This is a genomic window from Paraburkholderia sp. UCT70 (genome assembly GCF_050434085.1).
In the GTDB taxonomy this organism is placed as follows: domain Bacteria; phylum Pseudomonadota; class Gammaproteobacteria; order Burkholderiales; family Burkholderiaceae; genus Paraburkholderia; species Paraburkholderia tuberum.
In genome coordinates this window covers 2,190,571-2,211,002 of record NZ_JBNPVZ010000002.1, presented here as the reverse complement: position 1 = coordinate 2,211,002, position 20,432 = coordinate 2,190,571, and the positions used below count along the sequence as shown (strand labels likewise).

At 63.5% G+C, this 20,432-nt stretch carries 18 protein-coding genes; 15 read left to right on the top strand and 3 right to left on the bottom strand.

What is annotated here, in order from left to right; translation table 11 throughout:
• The 5 genes from OKW41_RS12465 to OKW41_RS12445 all read left to right on the top strand — a co-directional run bounded on the left by OKW41_RS12465 (position 1) and on the right by OKW41_RS12445 (position 6,379).
• The gene (locus tag OKW41_RS12465) at positions 1-2,652 is read left to right on the top strand and encodes a PAS domain S-box protein (RefSeq protein ID WP_429572677.1); all 2,652 of its coding nucleotides are present in this window, start codon (positions 1-3) and stop codon (positions 2,650-2,652) included.
• A 5-nt stretch (positions 2,653-2,657) separates the two neighbouring features.
• Positions 2,658-3,833, top strand: a complete 1,176-nt coding sequence (locus OKW41_RS12460; RefSeq protein WP_429572676.1) for a hybrid sensor histidine kinase/response regulator — start codon at positions 2,658-2,660, stop codon at positions 3,831-3,833.
• A 195-nt stretch (positions 3,834-4,028) separates the two neighbouring features.
• Complete coding sequence (locus tag OKW41_RS12455; protein ID WP_429572675.1) at positions 4,029-4,457, top strand: hypothetical protein; 429 nt, start codon at positions 4,029-4,031, stop codon at positions 4,455-4,457.
• Positions 4,458-4,562: 105 nt separating this feature from the next.
• On the top strand, positions 4,563-5,432 hold the full coding sequence (locus OKW41_RS12450) for an NmrA family NAD(P)-binding protein (RefSeq protein WP_429572674.1): 870 nt from the start codon (positions 4,563-4,565) through the stop codon (positions 5,430-5,432).
• Between the two features lie 122 nt (positions 5,433-5,554).
• Complete coding sequence (locus OKW41_RS12445) at positions 5,555-6,379, top strand: AraC family transcriptional regulator (RefSeq protein WP_429572673.1); 825 nt, start codon at positions 5,555-5,557, stop codon at positions 6,377-6,379.
• A 54-nt stretch (positions 6,380-6,433) separates the two neighbouring features.
• Here the strand turns inward: OKW41_RS12445 and OKW41_RS12440 are convergent, their stop codons facing one another.
• Entirely contained in the window at positions 6,434-8,035 is a 1,602-nt protein-coding gene (locus OKW41_RS12440) for a DHA2 family efflux MFS transporter permease subunit (RefSeq protein WP_429572672.1), read from the bottom strand.
• Between the two features lie 293 nt (positions 8,036-8,328).
• Here OKW41_RS12440 and OKW41_RS12435 point away from each other — a divergent pair, with 293 nt between their 5' ends.
• The 6 genes from OKW41_RS12435 to OKW41_RS12410 all read left to right on the top strand — a co-directional run bounded on the left by OKW41_RS12435 (position 8,329) and on the right by OKW41_RS12410 (position 13,159).
• Positions 8,329-8,991, top strand: a complete 663-nt coding sequence (locus OKW41_RS12435; RefSeq protein ID WP_429572671.1) for an alpha/beta hydrolase — start codon at positions 8,329-8,331, stop codon at positions 8,989-8,991.
• Positions 8,992-9,187: 196 nt separating this feature from the next.
• Positions 9,188-10,240, top strand: a complete 1,053-nt coding sequence (locus OKW41_RS12430; protein WP_429572670.1) for a rod shape-determining protein — start codon at positions 9,188-9,190, stop codon at positions 10,238-10,240.
• Between the two features lie 199 nt (positions 10,241-10,439).
• Positions 10,440-10,577, top strand: a complete 138-nt coding sequence (locus tag OKW41_RS12425; RefSeq protein WP_429572669.1) for a hypothetical protein — start codon at positions 10,440-10,442, stop codon at positions 10,575-10,577.
• A 344-nt stretch (positions 10,578-10,921) separates the two neighbouring features.
• Positions 10,922-11,752 (top strand): RNase A-like domain-containing protein, encoded by an 831-nt coding sequence (locus tag OKW41_RS12420; protein WP_429572668.1) that lies wholly within the window; start codon positions 10,922-10,924, stop codon positions 11,750-11,752.
• A gap of 31 nt (positions 11,753-11,783) precedes the next feature.
• Positions 11,784-12,095, top strand: a complete 312-nt coding sequence (locus OKW41_RS12415) for a hypothetical protein (protein ID WP_429572667.1) — start codon at positions 11,784-11,786, stop codon at positions 12,093-12,095.
• Positions 12,096-12,370: 275 nt separating this feature from the next.
• On the top strand, positions 12,371-13,159 hold the full coding sequence (locus OKW41_RS12410; RefSeq protein ID WP_429572666.1) for an alpha/beta fold hydrolase: 789 nt from the start codon (positions 12,371-12,373) through the stop codon (positions 13,157-13,159).
• A gap of 65 nt (positions 13,160-13,224) precedes the next feature.
• Here OKW41_RS12410 and OKW41_RS12405 read toward each other — a convergent pair whose 3' ends face one another.
• Positions 13,225-13,626: a hypothetical protein gene (locus OKW41_RS12405; RefSeq protein WP_429443733.1), complete on the bottom strand. Its 402-nt coding sequence runs from the start codon at positions 13,624-13,626 to the stop codon at positions 13,225-13,227.
• A gap of 385 nt (positions 13,627-14,011) precedes the next feature.
• Between OKW41_RS12405 and gltA the strand changes: the two genes are divergently transcribed.
• The 4 genes from gltA (at position 14,012) to OKW41_RS12385 (ending at position 19,275) form a co-directional block, all read left to right on the top strand.
• On the top strand, positions 14,012-15,310 hold the full coding sequence (gene gltA, locus OKW41_RS12400; RefSeq protein WP_429572665.1) for a citrate synthase: 1,299 nt from the start codon (positions 14,012-14,014) through the stop codon (positions 15,308-15,310).
• A gap of 329 nt (positions 15,311-15,639) precedes the next feature.
• Complete coding sequence (locus OKW41_RS12395; protein WP_429573398.1) at positions 15,640-17,919, top strand: amylo-alpha-1,6-glucosidase; 2,280 nt, start codon at positions 15,640-15,642, stop codon at positions 17,917-17,919.
• Positions 17,916-18,542: a DUF429 domain-containing protein gene (locus OKW41_RS12390; RefSeq protein WP_429572664.1), complete on the top strand. Its 627-nt coding sequence runs from the start codon at positions 17,916-17,918 to the stop codon at positions 18,540-18,542. The genes OKW41_RS12395 and OKW41_RS12390 overlap by 4 nt, the downstream gene beginning before the upstream one ends.
• Before the next feature lie 61 nt (positions 18,543-18,603).
• On the top strand, positions 18,604-19,275 hold the full coding sequence (locus OKW41_RS12385) for a hypothetical protein (RefSeq protein WP_429572663.1): 672 nt from the start codon (positions 18,604-18,606) through the stop codon (positions 19,273-19,275).
• Between the two features lie 133 nt (positions 19,276-19,408).
• Here the strand turns inward: OKW41_RS12385 and lhpH are convergent, their stop codons facing one another.
• A complete protein-coding gene (lhpH, locus tag OKW41_RS12380; protein WP_429572662.1) occupies positions 19,409-20,416 on the bottom strand; it encodes a trans-3-hydroxy-L-proline dehydratase in 1,008 nt (335 codons plus the stop codon).
• Positions 20,417-20,432 lie beyond the last annotated feature (16 nt).

Here is a 20,432-nt window from a genome sequence, read left to right as displayed (position 1 = left end):
ATGTCTTCTGCGCGAATACTGATTGTCGAAGACGACCGGGTGGTCGCTCGTGACATTGCCCAACAAATGACTCGCTGCGGGCACGTCGTCATAGGTTGCGTGACGACCGGCGAGGATGCGATAACGGTTGCTGCGAAGGAAAAGCCAAGCCTTGTCCTCATGGATGTGCGCCTCGAGGGAAAGCTGGACGGCATTGATGCGGCTCGTCAGTTGCGCGAGTCGCTCCGTTTGCCCATTGTGTTCCTGACGGCTTATGCCGACGAGGAAACGGTCCGGCGCGCCACAGTGACCGAACCATTCGGTTACGTCCTGAAGCCTTTCGACGACCTGCAACTGCGTACGGTTGTCGAGATGGCCCTCTATAAGCACGATGCGGAGCGTCGGCTGCGCGAGAGCGAGCAGCGTTATGCGGTTACGCTGGACTGCATCGGCGATGGCGTCATTGCCACTGACTGTAAGGGACACATTACGCTCATCAATCCCGTCGCCGAGGCGTTGACAGAATGGTCGCGGGAAGACGCTGTCGGGCAACCGCTCGAAAAAGTTCTCCGGCTAATCGACGAGGACACGAATGCGCCACTGAAATTCAGCGTGTCAGCAGCCCTGGGCGAGGGTGGCTTCGTTTCTTTTCCCCCGAAGACGATGCTCGTCGGTAGAGCAGGGCGCATGGTGTCCGTTGAAAATCGGGGAACGCCGATTGTGAACGACTCGGGCAACGTCATCGGCATGGTGCTCGTTGTGCGTGACGCTACAGCGTCACGTCAGGCAGCCGAGGCGGAAATTCTGCGCGAAACCAACGATCGGCTGGACGACGCGATGCGCGGCTCGAAGGTCGGGGTGTGGGCCATTGATCTCTCGGGCGAAGAGGGGCGGGACCTGTCGCTGAGGTGCTGGAACATCCAGGCATGGCTAGGTTACACGGAGGCTGACGCCGCTCCCGGCATCGCGCGCGTGATGGAGGTCATCCACCCGGAGGACAGGCAACGCGTTTGCGACGCGTTTTGGCGGTGCCGCCAGGAGCCAGGCGGGCTGTTTGGCATTGAACACCGCATGCTCCACCGCGACGGGTCCTGGCGATGGGTCTTGACGCGTGGCGCGGGTCCTCGGTTTTCCTGCGGGCCGGCTACGCGCGTCTCTGGAACCATGGTCGATATTACGGACTTGAAGCGTGCAGAACTCGCACTGCGAACCAGCGAAGAGCGCTTCCGTGGAACCTTTGAAAACGCAGCAGTGGGTATTGTTCATTGTGACCAGAGCGGCCGGTTCCTCCGCGTCAACCGGCGCTATTGCGATATCGTTGGCTACAGTCGTGAAGAATTGCTCTCGATGACGTTCATGGACGTCACAGCGGTTGGCAGTGTTCCAGAGAGCATCAATCAATTCAAGAAACTGCTCAAAAACGACTTCTCGCATTACACGGACGAAAAAGTCAACATACGGCGCGACGGATCGCGCGTGTGGGTCAGTGCGACCGTGTCGTTACAACGTGATTCCAGTCAGCAGGTTCAGCATACCATTGCGATTATTCAGGACATCTCGGCGCGCAAAGCGCTCGAGGAGACGGTGCGTGTTGCCCGGGACGAGGCCGAATTGGCGAACAAGGCGAAGGACCAGTTCCTGGCTAACATCAGCCACGAACTCCGGACCCCGTTGAACTGCATTCTCGGATATACGCAGGTTCTGCGGCGCGATGACAACCTGAGCGTTCGTCAAAAGTCGCATGTTTCGCTGATTGAGCAAAGCGGCTCGCATCTCGTCACGTTGATTAATGATTTGCTGGACTTCGCGCGCGTCGGTGCCGGTCGAATCGACCTGGAGCTGAACGATGTTTTGCTCGCGCCGTTCCTCGAAATGCTTGGGGAGATGGTTGGCGTGCGGGCTCGTGAGAAGGGGCTCGCGCAGATTTGTGCGGTTGCGCCAAACCTGCCGGCAGTGATTCGCGTTGACGAGAAGCGATTGCGGCAGGTACTGCTCAATCTGCTCTCCAATGCCGTGAAGTTCACGGACATCGGAGAGGTGGCATTCTCGGTGAAGTTGGTCCGAGGTGGCATTTTGAGGTTTGAAGTGAAAGATACCGGGATTGGCATTAAGCATGACCAACTCGAGCGAGTCTTCCAGCCATTTGAACAGGCAGGTGACATCGAGCGCAGGAGCGCCGGGCTGGGGTTGGGGCTTTCCATCAGCCAACATTTGGCACGGCTTATGGGCAGCGATATTCACGCCGAGAGTGAATACGGGCGAGGAAGTCGATTCTGGTTCGACCTCGCGGTTGAGTGTCCCGCTCACGAGCCGCTGGTGCGTGACGACGCCGGCGATCGGCAAGCTCCACGCGACGAATGCCTGATGTTTGCCGGACGTGACGGTGTGCGCCCGGCAACTGAACATGTGGCCGAGCGTCCGCGCCGGATTGGCGCAACGCCATCCGACGCCGAAGCGGTCTCGTCGTTCGTCCTGCCGCCGCGTGCGAGCATGGAGGTGTTGCACGATCTCGCGCGCAGAGGTTCGATGCGGGAGGTCATGCGACACGTTGAGTCGCTTCGGGCGAGCGACACCCGCTATACGGCATTCGCTACCAGAGTGGGCAACCTTGCGGAAAGCTTTGAGTCGCGAGAACTGCTCGTGCTCATCGAGAAACACCTGAACGGAAGTTAGTGCACATGTCGGATGAGTTCGAGAAAAATCCGCCTGTAGTCCTGGTGGTTGATGATACGGCACCGAATCTGGGCCTGGTCGTAGACTTTCTTGAGGGGAGCGGTTTGCACGTCTCGATTGCCCGGGACGGTGAAGAGGCGCTGAGTCGCGCGGCCCTCGTACGTCCGGACCTGATACTGCTCGACGTGATGATGCCGGGTCTGGATGGGTTCGAGGTTTGCCGCCGTTTGAAAGCGACCCCGGAAACGTGGGACATCCCCGTCATCTTCATGACCTCACTGTCGCACACCGAGGACAAGACCGTGGGGTTCCAGGTCGGGGCCGTTGACTACGTCACCAAGCCCTTGCAGATGGAAGAACTCCTCGCGCGAGTGAGAACCCACGTGAAATTCCGGCGGCTACAGAAGGTCCTGCAAGAGAGCAATGCACGCTTGCACGACGAGGTGGAGAGGCGGCAGGCCGCCCAGGAGGCGCTGGTCGAGATGATCAGTAGCGTGCGCAACACATCGAATGCAATCGCTCACGATTTGCGAACGCCTCTGACTGAACTCCGGACGCGGATGGAGGTGATGATTCTCGATTTGAAGAAGAGGGTCGACGCCGACACGCTTGAGCGCCTGGAGGGTTCGCTCACCGATATCGACCGGGTGATCAGCATTTTCAATGCCCTTCTTCGTCTGGCGGAGATCGATGCAGGGGTGCGAAGGTCAGGCTTCGTTGCGAGCAATGTTGCAGATATCGTTTCCGAAGCGGTGGAGTTTTACCAACCGCTGGGCGACCTTCGAGGGATTGCCCTGTCGCAGACTTGCCCCGCCGAACTGGAAGCGGTTGTGGACCCGCTACTGATTGCGCAAGCGGTCGGAAACGTGATTGATAACGGACTGAAGTTCGCATGTTCGCGCGTGCATGTGACAGTGAGCGAGCGGGACGGGCTCATCGAGATTGAAGTAGCGGACGATGGCCCGGGCGTTCCTGCTGCCGAGAAGGCGAAGGTAACGGAGCGCTTCTACCGGGGCGATGCGAGCCGGGGAACGCCGGGCGTCGGGCTCGGCCTCGCGCTCGTGAAAGGTGTCGCAACGCTGCATAGAGGCACGCTGACACTGGTGGACAACCATCCCGGACTGGTTGTGAAGTTGACGGTGTCCTGCCGATCCGACTATCGCCTCGAGGGGCAGCACTGAGAGAGGTTTGTGGCCCCGGCCCACGATCACGAATGAGTCGCGTACGTTGAAGCACGAATTCCTGAATGCGCGGCCGAATGCGGCGGCCGCGTGGCTCTCGCCAGGCGCACCGTAAAAGACGCCGCCAATGATCGCAACGCCCAGTGCCGAGCAGATCTGAAACGTAGCAATCACAATCCCTGAGGCGAGTCCGGCATGCTTTGTCGGGACTCCGCCAATGACCGCCTCGATGCGCCGCTGCGGCTTGCATCGCTGTCGACATCGTGCGACCTGCGCAGTCTCGCGACCCGCAAGCTCGACGCAGCGGGGATCGCCTGGATCGACGTGTTCATAGGCGGTGGCATGGCGGCCGTCACCGCCGGTGTCTCGGCCGGGCTTGCGGTCGGTGCGTTCGCGCATCGGGTCGCGCCGGTCGGTGCCGTCGAAGTCGGCGCGCTGCTGGGGCTCCCGGCGCTTCTTCCTTCGGAAATCGTGCTGCATTCGAGCCTCTCGGATACGAGGTCGCGTGGAGCGCTGCGCACGATTGCCGCTGCGTTTCGCGAACATCGAGCGGCGATTCGATACTTGGCGTTGACAACACTCCATCAGACAAGCGCATCACCTGGGCCCGCCAAGGAGGTTTGATGACATCGAGTCATTAAACAAATGACACCCACGCTCTCGCGAAATCACCACACCACACCGAGAATGCTTCCCAACACGGCATCCGCCGTAATCGAGGAGAACAGCATGTTTGCAATTACCGGTGTGACAGGACAGGTGGGCGGCGCGGCGGCACGCGCGTTACTCGACGCGGGGCACGCGGTGCGCGCCGTGCTGCGCGACGCAAGCAAGGCGGCACCGTGGCGCGAGCGCGGCGCGGAGGTGGCGATCGCGTCGTTCGAGGACGCCGACTCGCTCAGCGCCGCATTTCGCGACACGGCCGGCGTATTCGTGATGATTGCGCCGAATTTCGCGCCGCAGCCCGGTTATCCGAACGCGCATGCGGCGGCCGCGATGCTGAAGGAGGCGTTGTCGAAGGCGCGGCCGGGGCGGGTGGCGGCGTTGTCGTCGGTGGGCGGGCAGCGCGATGCGGGGCTCGGCCTCATCACGCAGGTGCATATTCTCGAACAGGCGCTCGCCGATCTGCCGCTTCCGACCGCGATCCTGCGGCCGGCCTGGTTCATGGAAAACTCGTTGTGGGATATCGCGCCGGCCCGCAACGCCGGCGTGATGCCGAGCTTTCTGCAGCCGCTCGATCGGGCGTATCCGATGGTCGCGACCGCAGATATCGGCCGCGTGGTCGCGCAGGCGCTCACGCAGTCGTGGCAAGGGCGGCGCGTGATCGAAATCGAGGCGTCAGGGCGCTTTACGCAGCACGAGATTGCCGCGCTGCTAGGCGAGGCGCTCGGGCGGCCCGTCGAAGCGCAGACGGTGCCGCGCGAGCAGTGGGAGGCGCTGTTTCAGGCGCAAGGCACGGAGTGGCCCGCGCCCCGTATCGAGATGCTCGACGGCTTCAACTCTGGGTGGATCGATTTCGAGGAGGGGGTGAACGAGCGGGTGATTGGCATGACGTCGTATCGGACGGTGCTGGAGGAGTTGGTGAAGCGGGCGGGGTAACCAGGCCTTAGGCGGGGTGTGCGTTCACGGTGGCCGGACCCTGTTAGCCCGCCTCGGAGCCGCGCCCCGCGCGCGTGCTAATCTTGCTCCCTTCGCGGACGTCCCGCGTCAGAGCAGACACCATGACGGAAGCCTTCGATCCGGACGGCATCGGGCAAGCGGTCTTCGTGGTCGGCGAACGCCATGCGACGCTGGACGAGCCGTGGCGCGCGTATCGGCGTGCGCGTCTGATTTACGTTAGCGAAGGCGTGCTGACCGTGCGCACGGCATCCGGCCGTTGGGTCGTGCCGCCCGCCCGCGCGCTGTGGATCGCCGCGAATACGCTGCATTGCCTGCACGCGACGCGGCCGGTGCAGTCGTATTCGCTCTACGTCGCAACCGATGCCGCAATGGACGCCACCGACGACTCCGCCGACGACTCCGCCGACGACTCCGCCGACGCCGCCGCCGACGACGCCGCGCCGCTGCCCGCGCAGACCGGCGCGCTGATCCCCGACACACTGGTGCAGGCGCTGCTCGCCGCCGCGGCCGATCTGCCGCACGATCACGCGCCCGATGAACCCGCCCGCCGTCTGCTGCAGGTGCTGCTGGATCGCGTCGCCGGCTTGCCCGCCGCGCCGCTTGGCTTGAACTGGCCGGCCGATCCGCGCGCGCGGCGCATCGCCGAGGCGCTCAGCGCGAATCCCGCGCAATCGCTGGTGCTGGAGGAGCTCGCCGCGGCCGCGGGCGTGACCGCGCGCACGGCCGCGCGTTTGTTCGCGAAGGAAACGGGGCAGACCTTCGGTCAATGGCGCCAGCAGTTGCGTCTGCTGACCGCGCTCGAACATCTGGGTGCCGGTGAGAGCGTCACGCAGGTGGCGCTCGAAGTCGGCTATAACGACGTGTCGTCGTTTATCGCGGTGTTTCGCGATGCGTTCGGCGATACGCCGGCGCGCTATTTCCGCTGACGCCGTTTCGTGGCCACCGCGCGAGCGTCGCCGTCGCACGAAAACGAATCTGCCTCAATGAGCGCCGGCCGCATCCGGTCCACCGCCGCCCTTGGCCGGCCGCGTGATCCAGATCAGCGGAATGATCAGCACGAAGATGATCGCCGACACAAAGAAGACGTCGTTCAGGCCCATCATCGCGGCCTGCGTGTTCACGGTGAAATCGAACAGCGCATTCGCCGATTGTGGATTCAGATGCAGCACCGACTGCGTGTTGTCGATCTGCTGCGCGAACAACGGGTTGTCGACCGACGCCTGCTCGGTGAGCCGCACATGATGCAGTATCGTGCGGTTGTTCCACGCGGTACCCGCGATCGACGTGCCGACCGCGCCGCAGAACACCCGCACGAAATTCGACAGCCCCGCCGCCGCCGGAATCCGGCTCTGCGGCTGGCCGGACAGGATGATCGCCGTTAGCGGCACGAAGAACAGCGCCATCGGAATGCCTTGCAGCAGCGTCGGCAGCACGAGGTGCCACGTGTCGATCTCGATCACGTACTTCGAGCGCATGTAGAACACGATCGCGAAGCCGACGAACGCGACCGTCGAGATCACGCGCGCGTCCGAGTGCGGCAGCACGCGGCCGAGTATCGGCGCAAGAATGATCGCGAAGATGCCGAGCGGTGCGGTGACGAGGCCGGCGTCGATCGAACGGTAGTTCAGGTACTCCTGCATCCATTGCGGCAGCAGCACGAGATTGCCGAAAAATACTCCGTAGGCGATCGAAATCGCGATCGTGCCGCCGAGAAAATTGCGCTGCTGAAACAGCCGCAGATCGACGATCGGGTGCTCCTCGGTCAGCTCCCATACGAGGAAAAACGCAAAGCTGATCAGCGCGACGAGGCCGAGAATCGCGATCACCGGCGACGAGAACCAGTCGAGATCCTTGCCCTTGTCGAGCATGATCTGCAGCGACGCGACCCACGTGATCAGCAGGCCGAGGCCGACCACGTCGATCGGCGGCTTGCGCGTCGGCGATTCGCGGGTGCGGTAGATCATCCACGTGACGCCGGCCGCGAACAGACCGACCGGGATGTTGATGTAGAAGATCCACGACCAGCTGTAACTGTCGGTGATCCAGCCGCCTAGAGCAGGGCCCGCGATCGGGCCGACGGTGGCGGTCATCGCCCACAGCGCGAGCGCCGTCGACGACTTCTCCTTCGGATACGAGCCGAGCAGGATCGCCTGCGACAACGGAATCAGCGGCCCGGCCACCGCGCCCTGGAATACCCGCGCCAGCAGGAGGATCGGCAGCGTCGGCGCGACGCCGCACAGCCATGACGCGAGCGTGAAGGACAGGATCGCGCCGACGAACAGCTTCACCTGGCCGATGCGCTGCGTGAGCCAGCCGGTCAGCGGAATCGCCACCGCGTTGGAGGCCGCGAACACGGTGATCACCCACGTGCCTTCGTCGACCGAGACGCCGAGGTTGCCGGAAATGGTCGGAATCGCGACGTTCGCGATCGACGTGTCGAGCACGTTCATGAACGTGGCGAGCGCGACGGCGATCGTCGCGAGAACCAGCCGGCCGCCTTCGAGAGGCGCGGGCGGCGACGGTGGCGCGGGTGGCTGAGGCGGCGGCGACGCGGAATCAGGCGCGGCGTTGGGCTGGCTCAAAAGGCGTTCTCCGGAGGTTTTGCGGCGGACGGCGCGAACGGCGTGAGGACGGACGGCGAGGGCGCGCGATTCGCAATGCATGGTCGGCGCAGGATGCCGTGGACCGTGCACCGCGCCGGCGGGTCCGTCGATGCGCAAAAGCATACCCGCAATCGCCGGCCGGCGCCGGCCACGGCAGCAGCCGATGCGGCGCCCGACGGCGCGAACGCGGCACGCGGCGTATGCTCGCGGCAGAGGTTGCGTCAGCAAAGGCCGAAACGTACACCCAATCCCACGGAAAAAAGGACCCCACCATGAGCTGGCAACAATTCGAACACGGCTGGCGGCGCGCGCCGCAAAACGCGCCCGCGACGAGCCTCGTCGTGCTGATGCACGGCGTCGGCAGCAACGCGCGCGATCTGATGCCGCTCGCCGACATCTGGAGCGAGGACCTGCCCGGCACGGCGTTCGTGTCGCTCGACGGCACCGATCCGTTCGACGGCGGCTTCGGCGGCCGCCAGTGGTTCAGCCTTCGCGACGTCGGCGCGGCGGACCGCGAGGCGCGCGTCGTCGCCGCCTATCCGGCGCTGCGCCGCGTGCTCGACGCCGAGCTCGCGCATTGGCAGCTGTCTTTCGATCGGCTTGCGCTGGTTGGCTTCTCGCAAGGTTCGATCATGGCGCTGCATCACGTCGCGTCGAGCGTTGAGGGCGCGGCGGGCGTCGTCGCGTATTCGGGGCGGCTCGCCTCGCCGATCGTATCGTCGAACCGCGCGACGCCGCTCACGCTCGTCCACGGCGAGAACGACGAGGTGATCCCGGTGCGCGAACTCGAATCCGCGGCCGACGCTTTCAACTCCGCCGGCTATGCGGTCGACGCCTACGTGCTGCCCGGCGCCGGCCACACGATCACCGCCGACGGCGTCGCGCTCGGCCGTGATGCGCTGGAACGCGCACTGGGCGAGCTGTCGCGCGATTGACACAAACCTACTAGAAAGCGGCCCTAAAGCCCTAAAGATTCTGACGGGCTTGCCGTCATACGGGCAATAGCTTGAAAATCACCCCCGCCGCGCGGGAAGCGCAACGCCCAGCGGGCGTGTCGCGCGGCTTCGGGGTACCGGGGGCGCATTTCCAGACCGCCTTGGAAGGCGCATAACGACACATCAGAGCCTGCATATGGCCAGACCGACGCCGCATTACCCGCTCTTTGAGCGACTGTTCCGCCACTCCGTGGCGGTGGATCTCGGCACGGCCAACACCCTTATCTATACCGACGACGGCGGCATCGTGCTGAACCAGCCGTCCGTCGTGTGCTTCGAGACGCAGCCCGCGAGCGGGTCGAAGCGGATCGCCGCGATCGGCGCCGAGGCGCGCCAGCTGCTCGGCCGCGTGCCGCGCAATCTCGAAGCGGTGCGGCCGATGCGCCACGGCGTCATCGCCAATTTCTCCGCCGCCGAACACATGATCAAGCAATTCGTCGACATGGCGCGGCCGCGCTCGCTCTTCAGCCGGCGCGCGGCATTCACGCTGTGCGTGCCGGCCTCCGCGACCCACGTCGAGCGTCGCGCGATCCGCGAAGCGGCCGAGGCGGCTGGCGCGTGGAAGGTCAGCCTGATCGGCGAATCGCTCGCGTCGGCGCTCGGCGCGGGCCTGCCGGTGGGCGACCCGACCGGCTCGATGGTGGTCGACATCGGCGGCGGCACCACCGAGGTCGGCGTGATCGCGCTGGGCGGCACCGCGTATAGTGGCTCGGTGCGCGTCGGCGGCGACAATTTCGACGCGGCGATCATCGGCTACGTGCGCAATCTGTATGGCGTGCTGCTCGGCGAGCAGACCGCCGAGCACGTCAAGAGAGCCATCGGCTCGGCCGTGCACGACGTGCCGCTCGAGCAGATGAACGCAACCGGTCGCAGCGTCGACGATGGGCTACCGCGCACGGTGCAGTTGAGCAACCGCGATATTTCGGAGGCGATCGAAGGGCCGCTGAGTCAGGTGATCGGCGCGGTGAAGCGCGGGCTCGAATTGGCTCCCGCCGAACTCGTGACGGACATCGCGCACAACGGCATCGTGCTGACCGGTGGCGGCGCGCTGCTGCGCAATCTGGGGCGGCGTTTGAGCCGGGAAATCGGCCTCGACGTGCACGTCGCCGACGAACCGCTGACCTGCGCGGTGCGTGGCGCGGGCGCGGCGGCCGCGGCGGGGTGGATGGACGACGCCGGGGGCGCGTGAGCGGTCGATAAGGGCTTCACTACAGCTCGGCAAAAACCCGGCATTCGGTGGCAAGGTAACCGGGCTGCTGCTCACCCTTGGCAAGGCGGGCTGCAAATGGACGCTGCGCTTTACCGGCCCTGCGACGGGCAAGCGACGCGATGCGGGCCCGGCGTGTCTCCCGAGGTCTCTATTGCGGACGCACGAGAAGGCGCTTGCGATGGGCCGTTCGATCGACGCTGGCAAACACTCAATTAACGAACGCGACCGCGAACAGGAAGCGGCCAGCGTTGCCGCCGCAGCGCTCCCGTTTCAGAATGCCGCGCACGCGCTTCCCAGTGAACTGAGGCCCGGCTGAAAAAATGCCAGGCAATGCCGCGCAGTGGATCCGGCACGCTTGAGACCAACCTGCTCCCCAAGTCACGTGATATCGAACCAGGTGACAACATCCGCGCGGCCAGATGATGGAAGCATTGGCGCAGCATATCTGCCACTTGCGTGACTGCGCTACGAAGCGCCGCCTTGCTGGGCGGAGCAGTTATTGTCCAGACTGTGCATACCCGCCATCGCGTGGGGTCCGACGCGGACAAATATTGACATTTCGTTGACCGAAGCGGAATCCAAAAATCATCCATCGCCCATTCCATACCCCTGTGGATGCCTGCTAGCTTGGCAGCCCTAACAACTACAGAGGACATCGGAATGTCGTATCAACAGGATTCGGACGGCGTGCGGGTGGTGCTCAGTGCGCCGCAACTGGCGGCAGTGCTCTCCCGCCAGTCGATCAGCCCCACGGAGATGCTTTCCAACCGGCTATGGGGCGGTTTGCAGGTGGTCGGTGGGGTGCTGGAAATGGTCGGGGCGGCGGCTCTGTGTGTGCTGCCGGAACCGACGATGGCCAGCAAGGCCGCGTGTGTCGTGTTCGGCGTGCATGGCTCAGATACGGCGTCGGCCGGTCTACGCCAAATCTGGACAGGCCGGGATACGGCCACGCTGATACAGCAAGGTACGACGAAACTGGCCGAGGCGATGAAAGCCAGTCCTGACCTGGCGAACAACATCGGCCTGTCAGTTGATATGGTCGTGCCGTTCGGCTTTGCCGGTTCGATCAGGGCGGTACGCGCCGCCAGCGTTACGATGGGCCGGATCAATCTGATTGAGCATGAGGCGCAAGCTGGCAGCCGGATTGGTGGGCATACAATCGCAAAGCATGTGGGACGAACCGAGGCGCAATTGCGCGCCAGGCTGGCTGCTGAAAGTCGCATTGACATCGCATCCTCATTTACGAATTTGCGCGCCGCTGAAAGTGCAGTTTCAAAGGTTATGCAATTCAACTCTGCGAGGGTGAAGGCATGGGCGGCGACAAATGACATACGTCTATGTCTGATTCATGACGTAGGGTCCCCTGCAGGGTATGGAATGACTCGATCAGCAGGGAAACTCGTGCCGTTGAGCAAGGTTAAAATGTTTATAAAGCGCGAACCCCACAATGGCATGCCGTACTACATTCTCACAGCGTATCTTGAGCTTTGATGCCAAAATTTTTGACCGGCAGGAGAAGTTAATGAAAGTAATTGTGAGCCACCACATCGACTGCAGTGACCGCGATGAAAATGGAATGTATGAATATTATTACGAGTACGATATCTATGAATTTGTCGAGGGAAATGTCAGTTATATAGTCAGGGCCTATGTGGACGAACCAGGCGACGCACACTTCTTAAAGATGAAAGGGGACGGCGACCAGGATTGGCGAATAATGATGGAGCCAGACAAAGATGAGCCTCTGTTTAAAGAGGTCGTCGAACATCTAAAAAATATCGGGAAACCCAATATACGGTGCTTTATGGGGCGCACCGGTTATGTTGATCTTTAGGAAACGGCCTGACTGATGAAGTAGTATCCTTGTCGCCACGCGTCAGTGGTTTGATGAAGACGCCTGCCCAACGCGTCCCTGTCGCTTATGTGACAATACGCATCGCGTCCCATTTTCAGGGACACCGGTACGCTCATTTCCCAATGCCTGTAGCCAGCTCCGCCCGCATTCCCGCGCCGATTGCCGCTGTCCGTCGATCACCCGTGAATCAATCCGTTTCCGCTTCGTCGCTATTGTCATCGCCATCCTTCATCGGACTACGCAGCGGCTTGCGCATGCCTTACGTCGAGACCGGCGACGGCGACTTGCTGCTGTTCGTGCACGGTTCGTTGTGCGACTACCGCTACTGGCAGCCGCAACTGGCCGGTCTGTCGAAACGCTATCGCTGCGTCGCGGTCAGTCTCACGCATTACTGGCCAGTGACCGATAGCGCGGCGGACCTGCCGTTCAGTTGGAGCAGCCACGCCGATGAAGTGGCGGAGTTCATCGCGCGTTTCGGCGCGGGGCCCGCGCATGTGGTCGGGCATTCGCGCGGCGGCTGCGTCACCTATCATTTCGCGCGACGCCATCCCGAACACGTGCGCACGCTGACGCTCGCCGATCCGGGCGGCCCGCTGCAGATCGTCGGACGTCCACCCGCGAGCGTGCCGGAGACGGTCAACGCATTGCGTGCGAAAGCGGCTCGGTTGATCGAAAGCGGCGCGGTCGAAGCAGGCTTGCAACTGTTCGTCGATTCGGTGAGCCGCCCCGGCTTCTGGGCGATGAGCACCCCGGGTTTTCGCCGCATGGCGACGGACAACGCGCACACGCTCGCGCGGCAATTCCGCGATCCGCTGCCTGCCTACGTGCCCGAGGACGCGGCCGATCTGCGCTGCCCGGTCCTGCTGATCGACGGCGAGAAGAGTCCCGACATGTTCCACCGCACGGTGACGGCGTTGCAGGGATGGTTGCCCGATGCGCGCCGCGAAACGGTACGCGGTGCGTCGCATGGCATGAACCTCGCGCATCCGTCCGCGTTCAATCGTTACGTGGATGATTTCATTCAGGCGATGAGCGCGCGCTGAGCAAGTGAAGCGAAGATCAAGGGCGATCGGCCGGCGCGCGCCGCCGCCGATCGCCCGTTACTGCATCAGGCCTTGCGATGCGCGTCCTTGTCGAGCGCGCGTTCGGCCGCCTCGCCGACGAGCCCGTGATAGTACAGATGTACGCCGATCGCGAGCGAGTCGTTGCGGATTTCGTGGAACACCTTCCACCCCTTCACCGGGTCCTTGAACAGCAGATAATGCGCTTCCTGCGCGATCAGATCGGCGACTTCATGCAGGCCGTGTCCATGCAGCACGTCGACGAGCGTGTCGAGACTGCGATGCGTGCGCGCGTCGGTGCGCGGATAGAGCATGTGCAGCACCGCGACGTCCTGCGTCTTCAGCGCCGCCGACAACGCGACGACGATATCCTGATGATTCAGCGCGGTGACCGTGTGGTCTTCGGTATGGACGTGATCCGGAAACAGCGTTTCGAGAGAGACATTCATTTGTATTCGTCCTGCTTTTCTGTGTGATCAAAAAAACCCGCTTCGAATCGCGGGCCGCAAGCATCAATGCACGGATTGAGTATCGCAGATGGATCCACCCCGACGCAGTGTGCTGGCAGCAAAACATTGTTGCGGCTGGTGTTCCGGCTTTCGCGCAACTTTCATTGGCTTCGCGATGCACACGCCGCGTGCCGACAACGAATGTTGCGCACAGGGAGATGGACTGTTGCGAGCAATCGACGCAATCAACGACACGCCGACCCGTAGAATGCGCAGCGGAGCCTGAGCATGCCCGTACCTCTTCGGGAGCGCCGATGTCGCGCCTCGCCGTACGACTGCGATGCATGCCGGCGCGAGTGCGGTATCAAGCAAAAGGAAGACGTAGATGAACTCGAAGTCACACGCAACGCTGAGCTTTTCCGACAGCGACCAGACCATCGATCTGCCGATCTATCAGGGCTCGCTGGGCCCCGACGTCATCGACATCCGCAAGCTGTACGGCCAGACCGGCAAATTCACGTACGACCCGGGCTTCATGTCGACGGCGGCGTGCAACTCCGAAATCACGTATATCGACGGCGACAAGGGCGAGCTGCTGTACCGCGGCTACCCGATCGACAACCTCGCGCAGAACGCCGACTTCCTCGAAACCTGCTACCTGCTGCTGAAGGGCGAACTGCCGAACGCCCAGCAGAAAGCCGAGTTCGAGAACACCGTCACGCAGCACACGATGGTGCACGAGCAGATGCACTTCTTTTTCCGCGGCTTCCGTCGCGACGCGCACCCGATGGCGATTCTGGTCGCCGCGGTCGGCGCGCTGTCGGCGTTCTATCACGACTCGCTCGACATCACGAACCAGCAGCATCGCGACGTATCGGCGGTCCGCATGATCGCGAAGCTGCCGACGCTGGTCGCGATGGCGTACAAGTACAGCGTCGGTCAACCGTTCGTGTATCCGAAGAACGACCTGTCGTACAGCGCCAACTTCATGCGCATGATGTTCTCGAACCCGGCCGAGGAGTACGTGGTCAACGACGTGCTGGTGCGCGCGCTCGACCGTATCCTGATCCTGCACGCGGACCACGAGCAGAACGCGTCGACGTCGACCGTGCGGCTCGCCGGTTCGTCGGGCGCGAATCCGTTCGCGTGTATCGCGGCCGGTATCGCGTGTCTGTGGGGCCCGGCGCACGGCGGCGCGAACGAAGCCGCGCTGAACATGCTGGAAGAGATCGGCTCGGTCGACAACATTCCCGACTTCATCGCGAAGGTGAAGGACAAGAATTCGGGCGTGAAGCTGATGGGCTTCGGCCACCGCGTGTACAAGAACTACGATCCGCGCGCGAAGCTGATGCGCGAAACCTGCCACGAAGTGCTCGAAGAGCTGGGCCTGCACGACGACCCGCTGTTCAAGCTCGCGATGGCGCTGGAAAAGATCGCGCTCGAAGACGAATATTTCGTGTCGCGCCAGCTGTACCCGAACGTCGACTTCTATTCGGGCATCGTGCAGCGCGCGCTGGGCATTCCGACGTCGATGTTCACCTGCATCTTCGCGATGGCACGCACGGTCGGCTGGATCGCGCAGTGGAACGAAATGATCGCCGATCCCGAGCAGAAGATCGGCCGTCCGCGTCAGCTGTTCATCGGCGAGACGCTGCGCGAGGCGAAGCCGGTCGCGAAGCGGTAACAGGCCGGATAGACGCCCGACAACGCGTTCAACGACGGTCGCCAACCCACGGCTCACGAGGCCGTGGGTTTTTTTACGTTCCGCGCATCCTGCCGCCTGCACGTCCCGTGCCACCGAAAACGCCGTCAAAAACGGCGCAAAAAGCCGAAACTCCGAGGCGATAAGCTCGTCTCACGCGGAAAGAGCCTCTACAATCGGATGGGGCCGGCCAACCGGGGTCCGGCCAACCGGGGCCCGGGTGACGGGGCCAGCGGGCAATCCGGCGGCAGATCCGAGGCGAGACCCGAAGTGCAACCAAACGCAGCAGCGAATCCATAGGAGCGACCTTGATACAGCAGCCAGAAGCCCTCGGCGGGCTGACCCACTCGGGCGGCGTCGATCATCGCGAGCCCGAGCAGGACGGCGTTTTCATCCCGACGGAAAACCTTAACGTCGCGAGCGCTACGCAGCACGTGCTCAAGTCGGGCGACACCTTCATCGTCAACGATCCGCTCGGCGATATCACCGGCCACGACGATGGCCTGTTCGTCAACGATACGCGCGTGATGTCGCAACTGCGCCTGACCTTCGGCGGCCGCGCGCCGTCGCTGCTGTCGGGCAGCGTCAGCAGCGACAACACCAGTTTCACTGCGCATCTGACCAACCGCCCGCTGCCGCCGCTCGGCGGCGACAGCACGCCCGAAGGCGTGATCCACGTCGAGCGTGTGCGCGTGCTGTCGGGCACCGTGCTCAACGAGGCGATCGAGCTCACGAACTACGGCACGAGCGATGCGACCGTGCCGCTTTCGATTTCGTTTTCCAGCGATTTCCGCGACATGTTCGAAGTGCGCGGCCTGAAGCGCGACAAACAGGGTCGCGTGCAGCCCGCGCGCATCGAGAATCAGGAGGTGCTGCTCGGCTACATCGGTCTCGACGACGTGGCGCGCAACGTGCGGATCGCGTTCTCGCCGCAGCCGGACAAGCTGTTCGCCGACCGTGCCGACTACACCGTCAAGCTGCCCGCGCAGGCATGCGTGTCGATCTATCTGTCGATAGCGGTGCAGGTCGTGCCGATGACCGGCAAGCCCGGCGCCGACGTGTCGCAGCCGATGCACGCGTTGAGCGAAGCGCATCTCTCGCAGATCGATGCGGAGCGCCCGCGCGTCGGCCGCACGGCGGTACGCGCGGCAATGGTGGATGCGCACCTGGTGATGCGCGAGCGACGCAACGCGAGCGCGCGTGTGCGTTCGAGCAATCCGCTGTTCAACGCGTGGATCGACCGCTCGTTCGCCGACCTCGGCCTGCTGACGACGGATCTCGCGACCGGCCCGTACCCGTACGCGGGCATCCCATGGTTTTCGACCCCGTTCGGCCGCGACGCGGTGATCACGTCGCTGCAGACGCTGTGGCTGCAACCGCATCTCGCAGCCGGCGTGCTGCGCTTTCTCGCCGAGCATCAGGCGCGCGAGAACTCGCCGTTTCGCGACGCCGCGCCGGGCAAGATCATGCACGAGATGCGCAAGGGCGAAATGGCCGCGGCCGGCGAAGTGCCGTTTGCGCTGTACTACGGCGGTGTCGACACCACGCCGCTGTTCATCGTGCTGGCCGGCGCCTACGCGGCCCGCACCGGCGACGTCGGGTTGATCGACGAACTATGGCCGGCGCTCGAACGTGCGGCGCAGTGGGTCGCGGGCGTGTGCGACAAAAACCGGCACGGGCTGCTCGATTACCAGCGCGAATCGGATGGCGGCCTCGCGAACCAGGGCTGGAAAGACAGTCACGATTCGGTGTTCCATGCGGACGGGCGCTTCCCTGACGGCCCGATCGCGCTCGTCGAAGTGCAGGCCTATGCGAGCGCCGCGTTCGACACGATGGCTCACTACGCGAAGCTGCGCGGCCTGCGCGACGCGGCCGCGCAATACGCGGAGCGTGCGAAGAAGATCCGCCGCTGCGTCGAAGAAAAGTACTGGATGGACGAGGTCGGCTTTTACGGCATCGCGCTCGACGGTCATGGCGAGTTGTGTCGCGTGATGGCATCGAACGCGGGGCATCTGCTGGCGTTCGGCCTGCCCACGCGCGAGCGCGGCGAGGCGGTGGTGCGGGCGCTCGACTCGACGCTGTTCCACACTGGCTGGGGCGTGCGCACACTGGCCGCGAGCCAGGCGCGCTTCAATCCGATGGCATATCACAACGGCTCGGTCTGGCCGCACGACAACGCGCTGTGCGCGCGAGGGCTGTCACGCTATGGCGGCAAGGCGTCGGCCGTGAAGCTGCTGCAGGCGCTGTTCCAGGCCGCGGTCAATTTCGACATGCGCTTGCCCGAGCTGTTTTGCGGCTTCCCGCGACGCCGCGGCGAGCCGCCCACGGCCTATCCGGTCGCGTGTTTGCCGCAGGCATGGGCGGCGGGCTCGCCGTTCATGATGCTCGAGGCGTGTCTGGGCATCACGATCGACGCCGAGCGCCGCGAAGTGCTGATCGAACAGCCGATGCTGCCCGAAGGTATCGACTGGCTCGAGGTCAGCGATCTGCGGGTCGGGGATGCGTCGGTATCGATCACGTTCCGCCGGATCGGCGAGAAGGTGGTGGCGTCGGCGGAGCAGGGCGATGTGAGGGTGGTGGCGCTGCTTTGACGCCGACCACGGTAGCGGGCATCGATGTTGGCGGCGATCGGAAGGGAAACCATCTGGTCGTCTTGCGCGGCACCGAGATCGTGAGCCATCTCGGTAACGCGACCCCCGAACAGATGCTCGAACGGTGTCGCGCACTCGGGGTGGCGGCGGTCGGCATCGATGCGCCGTGTCGTTGGCGAACAGGCGCCGCGGGACGACTGGCCGAGAAGGCGCTCGCGCGGCAGCGAATCTTTTCGTTTGCGACACCGGCTCGCGAAACGGCGATCGCCAGCAAAAGCGGCTTCTATGGATGGATGTTCAACGGCGAGCGCGTCTACGACGCATTCGTCGCGCACTTTCCGCTTTTCAGCGGCGGCGAAAAAATCAATGGCCGCGTGTGCTTCGAGACATTCCCCCACGCGATCACATGCGCTTTCCTCGGGACGGACGTCGCATCCGCGAAGCAAAAGGGTCCGCAGCGCCGGGCAATCCTCGAACGGGAAGGTATCGCAACAGCGTCGCTGACTTCGATCGACGACGTCGACGCGGCGCTGTGCGCGTTGGCGGCACGTTATCTGCTGGAAGGCAGAGTCGATACATACGGTGACGAGCCAGGCGGATTCATCGTGGTGCCTGGACTTTGACACTCACATTCTGGGAGGACGGGTGCACTTGGCACGACGATTCGGAGTATTGCTGCTATCCATGGCGGCGTTGGGTTCGACCGCGGCATCGGCGAACGACATTCAGTGTGCAACCTCGCAGCAACCCGCTGAGCGCGTCATTTGCGATCACGCGATCCTGAACAACGAGTACGACGACATCGTCGCGCAGCAACAGGCTCTTCTGAGCAGCGGGAAACTCTCGTCCGCGCAACTGGCGAAGTGGCGGCAGGCGCGAAACGCCTGTATCGATGTGCACTGCGTGGATGGGGTGTTCGCGCAGTGGAAGGCGATGGCCCGGTCCGTCGACGTCGCTCCTCAGGCGGCCGCGCCTGAGCCGGCCGCGCCTGTCGTGACGGCCTCGGAAACGGCGATGGCACCTGTCGGTCCCAATCCCGAAGCGCCTCCAGCCGTAGCCGCGTCTGATGCATCTCAGGTGTCCCAGGCCTCGCCGACATCGGAGGCTTCTCTGGTGCGTCAAGGGAGTGCCGCCGGTGTGGCGCTTCCGCAGCCCGTCGCGGCGGAGGCTTCCGCGCCCGTGGCTGCCTCGGCGGCGCCCAGCCAGAGCGAATCTCGTGGCATGACCGGCATGAGCGACATCAGTGGCGGCCTGATCGTGGTTCTGCTCGTCGCGCTCGGAGCCGGTGTGTTCTTCGCGCTTCGGAACCGAAGCGGAGCGACCGCAAAGAAGACGCAAGGTAAGAACGGGCGATGAGGTGATGCCAACGCGCTGGCCTCGCGCACGAAGCCGCGCTTTGACCTACCGGTCGGGCCGCTCGAATCGCCAATCAAACAACGCGGAATGCCTGTCACAGCGTTCCGCGCTAAAAGCGACTGCAAGGAACCGATTATCGGACGAGGAAACCGTAAGTCAGCGGGTCACGCTCGTCCACGATCCAGGTTGCGAAACCGCAAACGTATGCGTTGCCCTGGACCTCGGGGACCACGGCCTTGAAGTCGCCGACGGTCGTCTCACTGAGTACACGCCCCTTGAAGACCGTGCCGATGATGGACTCATTGACGAGCGTCTCGTTGCTCGCCAGTTCGCCGCGCAGATAGAGTTGCGCGACGCGTCCGCCCGTCCCTGAGCCGGTGGGCGAACGGTCCACTTCACGGTCGGCGAAGACGCAACAGTTGGCTTGCGTCGAGCCTTCGTGCCGTGGTGCATTGGCAATGATGGTCCCGTAGATGTGGTTGATTTCCGGGATATCGGGATGCTCAACCGGGTACGCGTCGTTTGCAGCTTTTTTGACCTCGGCGCCAAACTTGATCAGTTCCTCGACAGAAGACTCCCGGACTGCGAGATCGTGCGGTGCACCGTCCGTATAGAAGTAGAACGCACCACCGAAGGCGATGTCACCCTTTACCGTGCCAAACGACGGCGTCTCGACCGTGACATCCCGTTTCCAGAGGAACGACGGAACGTTGACGAAGCGTACGTTGCCGGCGTGTTCACCATCCCATTGCACGAACGCCTCGATGAAGCCACATGGAGCGTCGATGCCGATTCGCGTCTCGGGAATCTGGCGCTGAACCCAGCCCAACTCGACCGCCGCGGTAGACAGCGCGATAACGCCGTGTCCGCAGTGGTCGCTATAACCCTCGTTGTGGACGAAGATGATTCCGAAGTCTGCCGTGGGACTAACGGGTTCGGTCAGGTATCCACCGTACATGTCAGCATGACCACGCGGTTCGAACATCAGCGCGGTACGAATTTCGTCGGCGTTCTCCTTCAGCCACGCTCGACGCTTTACGATGGTGTCACCGGGAAGACGAGGAAGCCCGCTCGTCACGATACGGAACGCTTCGCCGCCGGTATGGACCTCGACTGTCGAAATAGTGCGAGTGATTTTCATGTGTGCGTTGGGGGTT

Bases quoted from the DNA above. Each gene is read 5' to 3' on its own strand.
- OKW41_RS12465 (WP_429572677.1), top strand. From the start codon at position 1: ATGTCTTCTGCGCGAATACTGATTGTCGAAGACGACCGGGTGGTCGCT.
- OKW41_RS12460 (WP_429572676.1), top strand. From the start codon at position 2,658: ATGTCGGATGAGTTCGAGAAAAATCCGCCTGTAGTCCTGGTGGTTGAT.
- OKW41_RS12455 (WP_429572675.1), top strand. From the start codon at position 4,029: ATGCTTTGTCGGGACTCCGCCAATGACCGCCTCGATGCGCCGCTGCGG.
- OKW41_RS12450 (WP_429572674.1), top strand. From the start codon at position 4,563: ATGTTTGCAATTACCGGTGTGACAGGACAGGTGGGCGGCGCGGCGGCA.
- OKW41_RS12445 (WP_429572673.1), top strand. From the start codon at position 5,555: ATGACGGAAGCCTTCGATCCGGACGGCATCGGGCAAGCGGTCTTCGTG.
- OKW41_RS12435 (WP_429572671.1), top strand. From the start codon at position 8,329: ATGAGCTGGCAACAATTCGAACACGGCTGGCGGCGCGCGCCGCAAAAC.
- OKW41_RS12430 (WP_429572670.1), top strand. From the start codon at position 9,188: ATGGCCAGACCGACGCCGCATTACCCGCTCTTTGAGCGACTGTTCCGC.
- OKW41_RS12425 (WP_429572669.1), top strand. From the start codon at position 10,440: ATGGGCCGTTCGATCGACGCTGGCAAACACTCAATTAACGAACGCGAC.
- OKW41_RS12420 (WP_429572668.1), top strand. From the start codon at position 10,922: ATGTCGTATCAACAGGATTCGGACGGCGTGCGGGTGGTGCTCAGTGCG.
- OKW41_RS12415 (WP_429572667.1), top strand. From the start codon at position 11,784: ATGAAAGTAATTGTGAGCCACCACATCGACTGCAGTGACCGCGATGAA.
- OKW41_RS12410 (WP_429572666.1), top strand. From the start codon at position 12,371: ATGCCTTACGTCGAGACCGGCGACGGCGACTTGCTGCTGTTCGTGCAC.
- OKW41_RS12405 (WP_429443733.1), bottom strand. From the start codon at position 13,626: ATGAATGTCTCTCTCGAAACGCTGTTTCCGGATCACGTCCATACCGAA.
- gltA (WP_429572665.1), top strand. From the start codon at position 14,012: ATGAACTCGAAGTCACACGCAACGCTGAGCTTTTCCGACAGCGACCAG.
- OKW41_RS12385 (WP_429572663.1), top strand. From the start codon at position 18,604: ATGGCGGCGTTGGGTTCGACCGCGGCATCGGCGAACGACATTCAGTGT.
- lhpH (WP_429572662.1), bottom strand. From the start codon at position 20,416: ATGAAAATCACTCGCACTATTTCGACAGTCGAGGTCCATACCGGCGGC.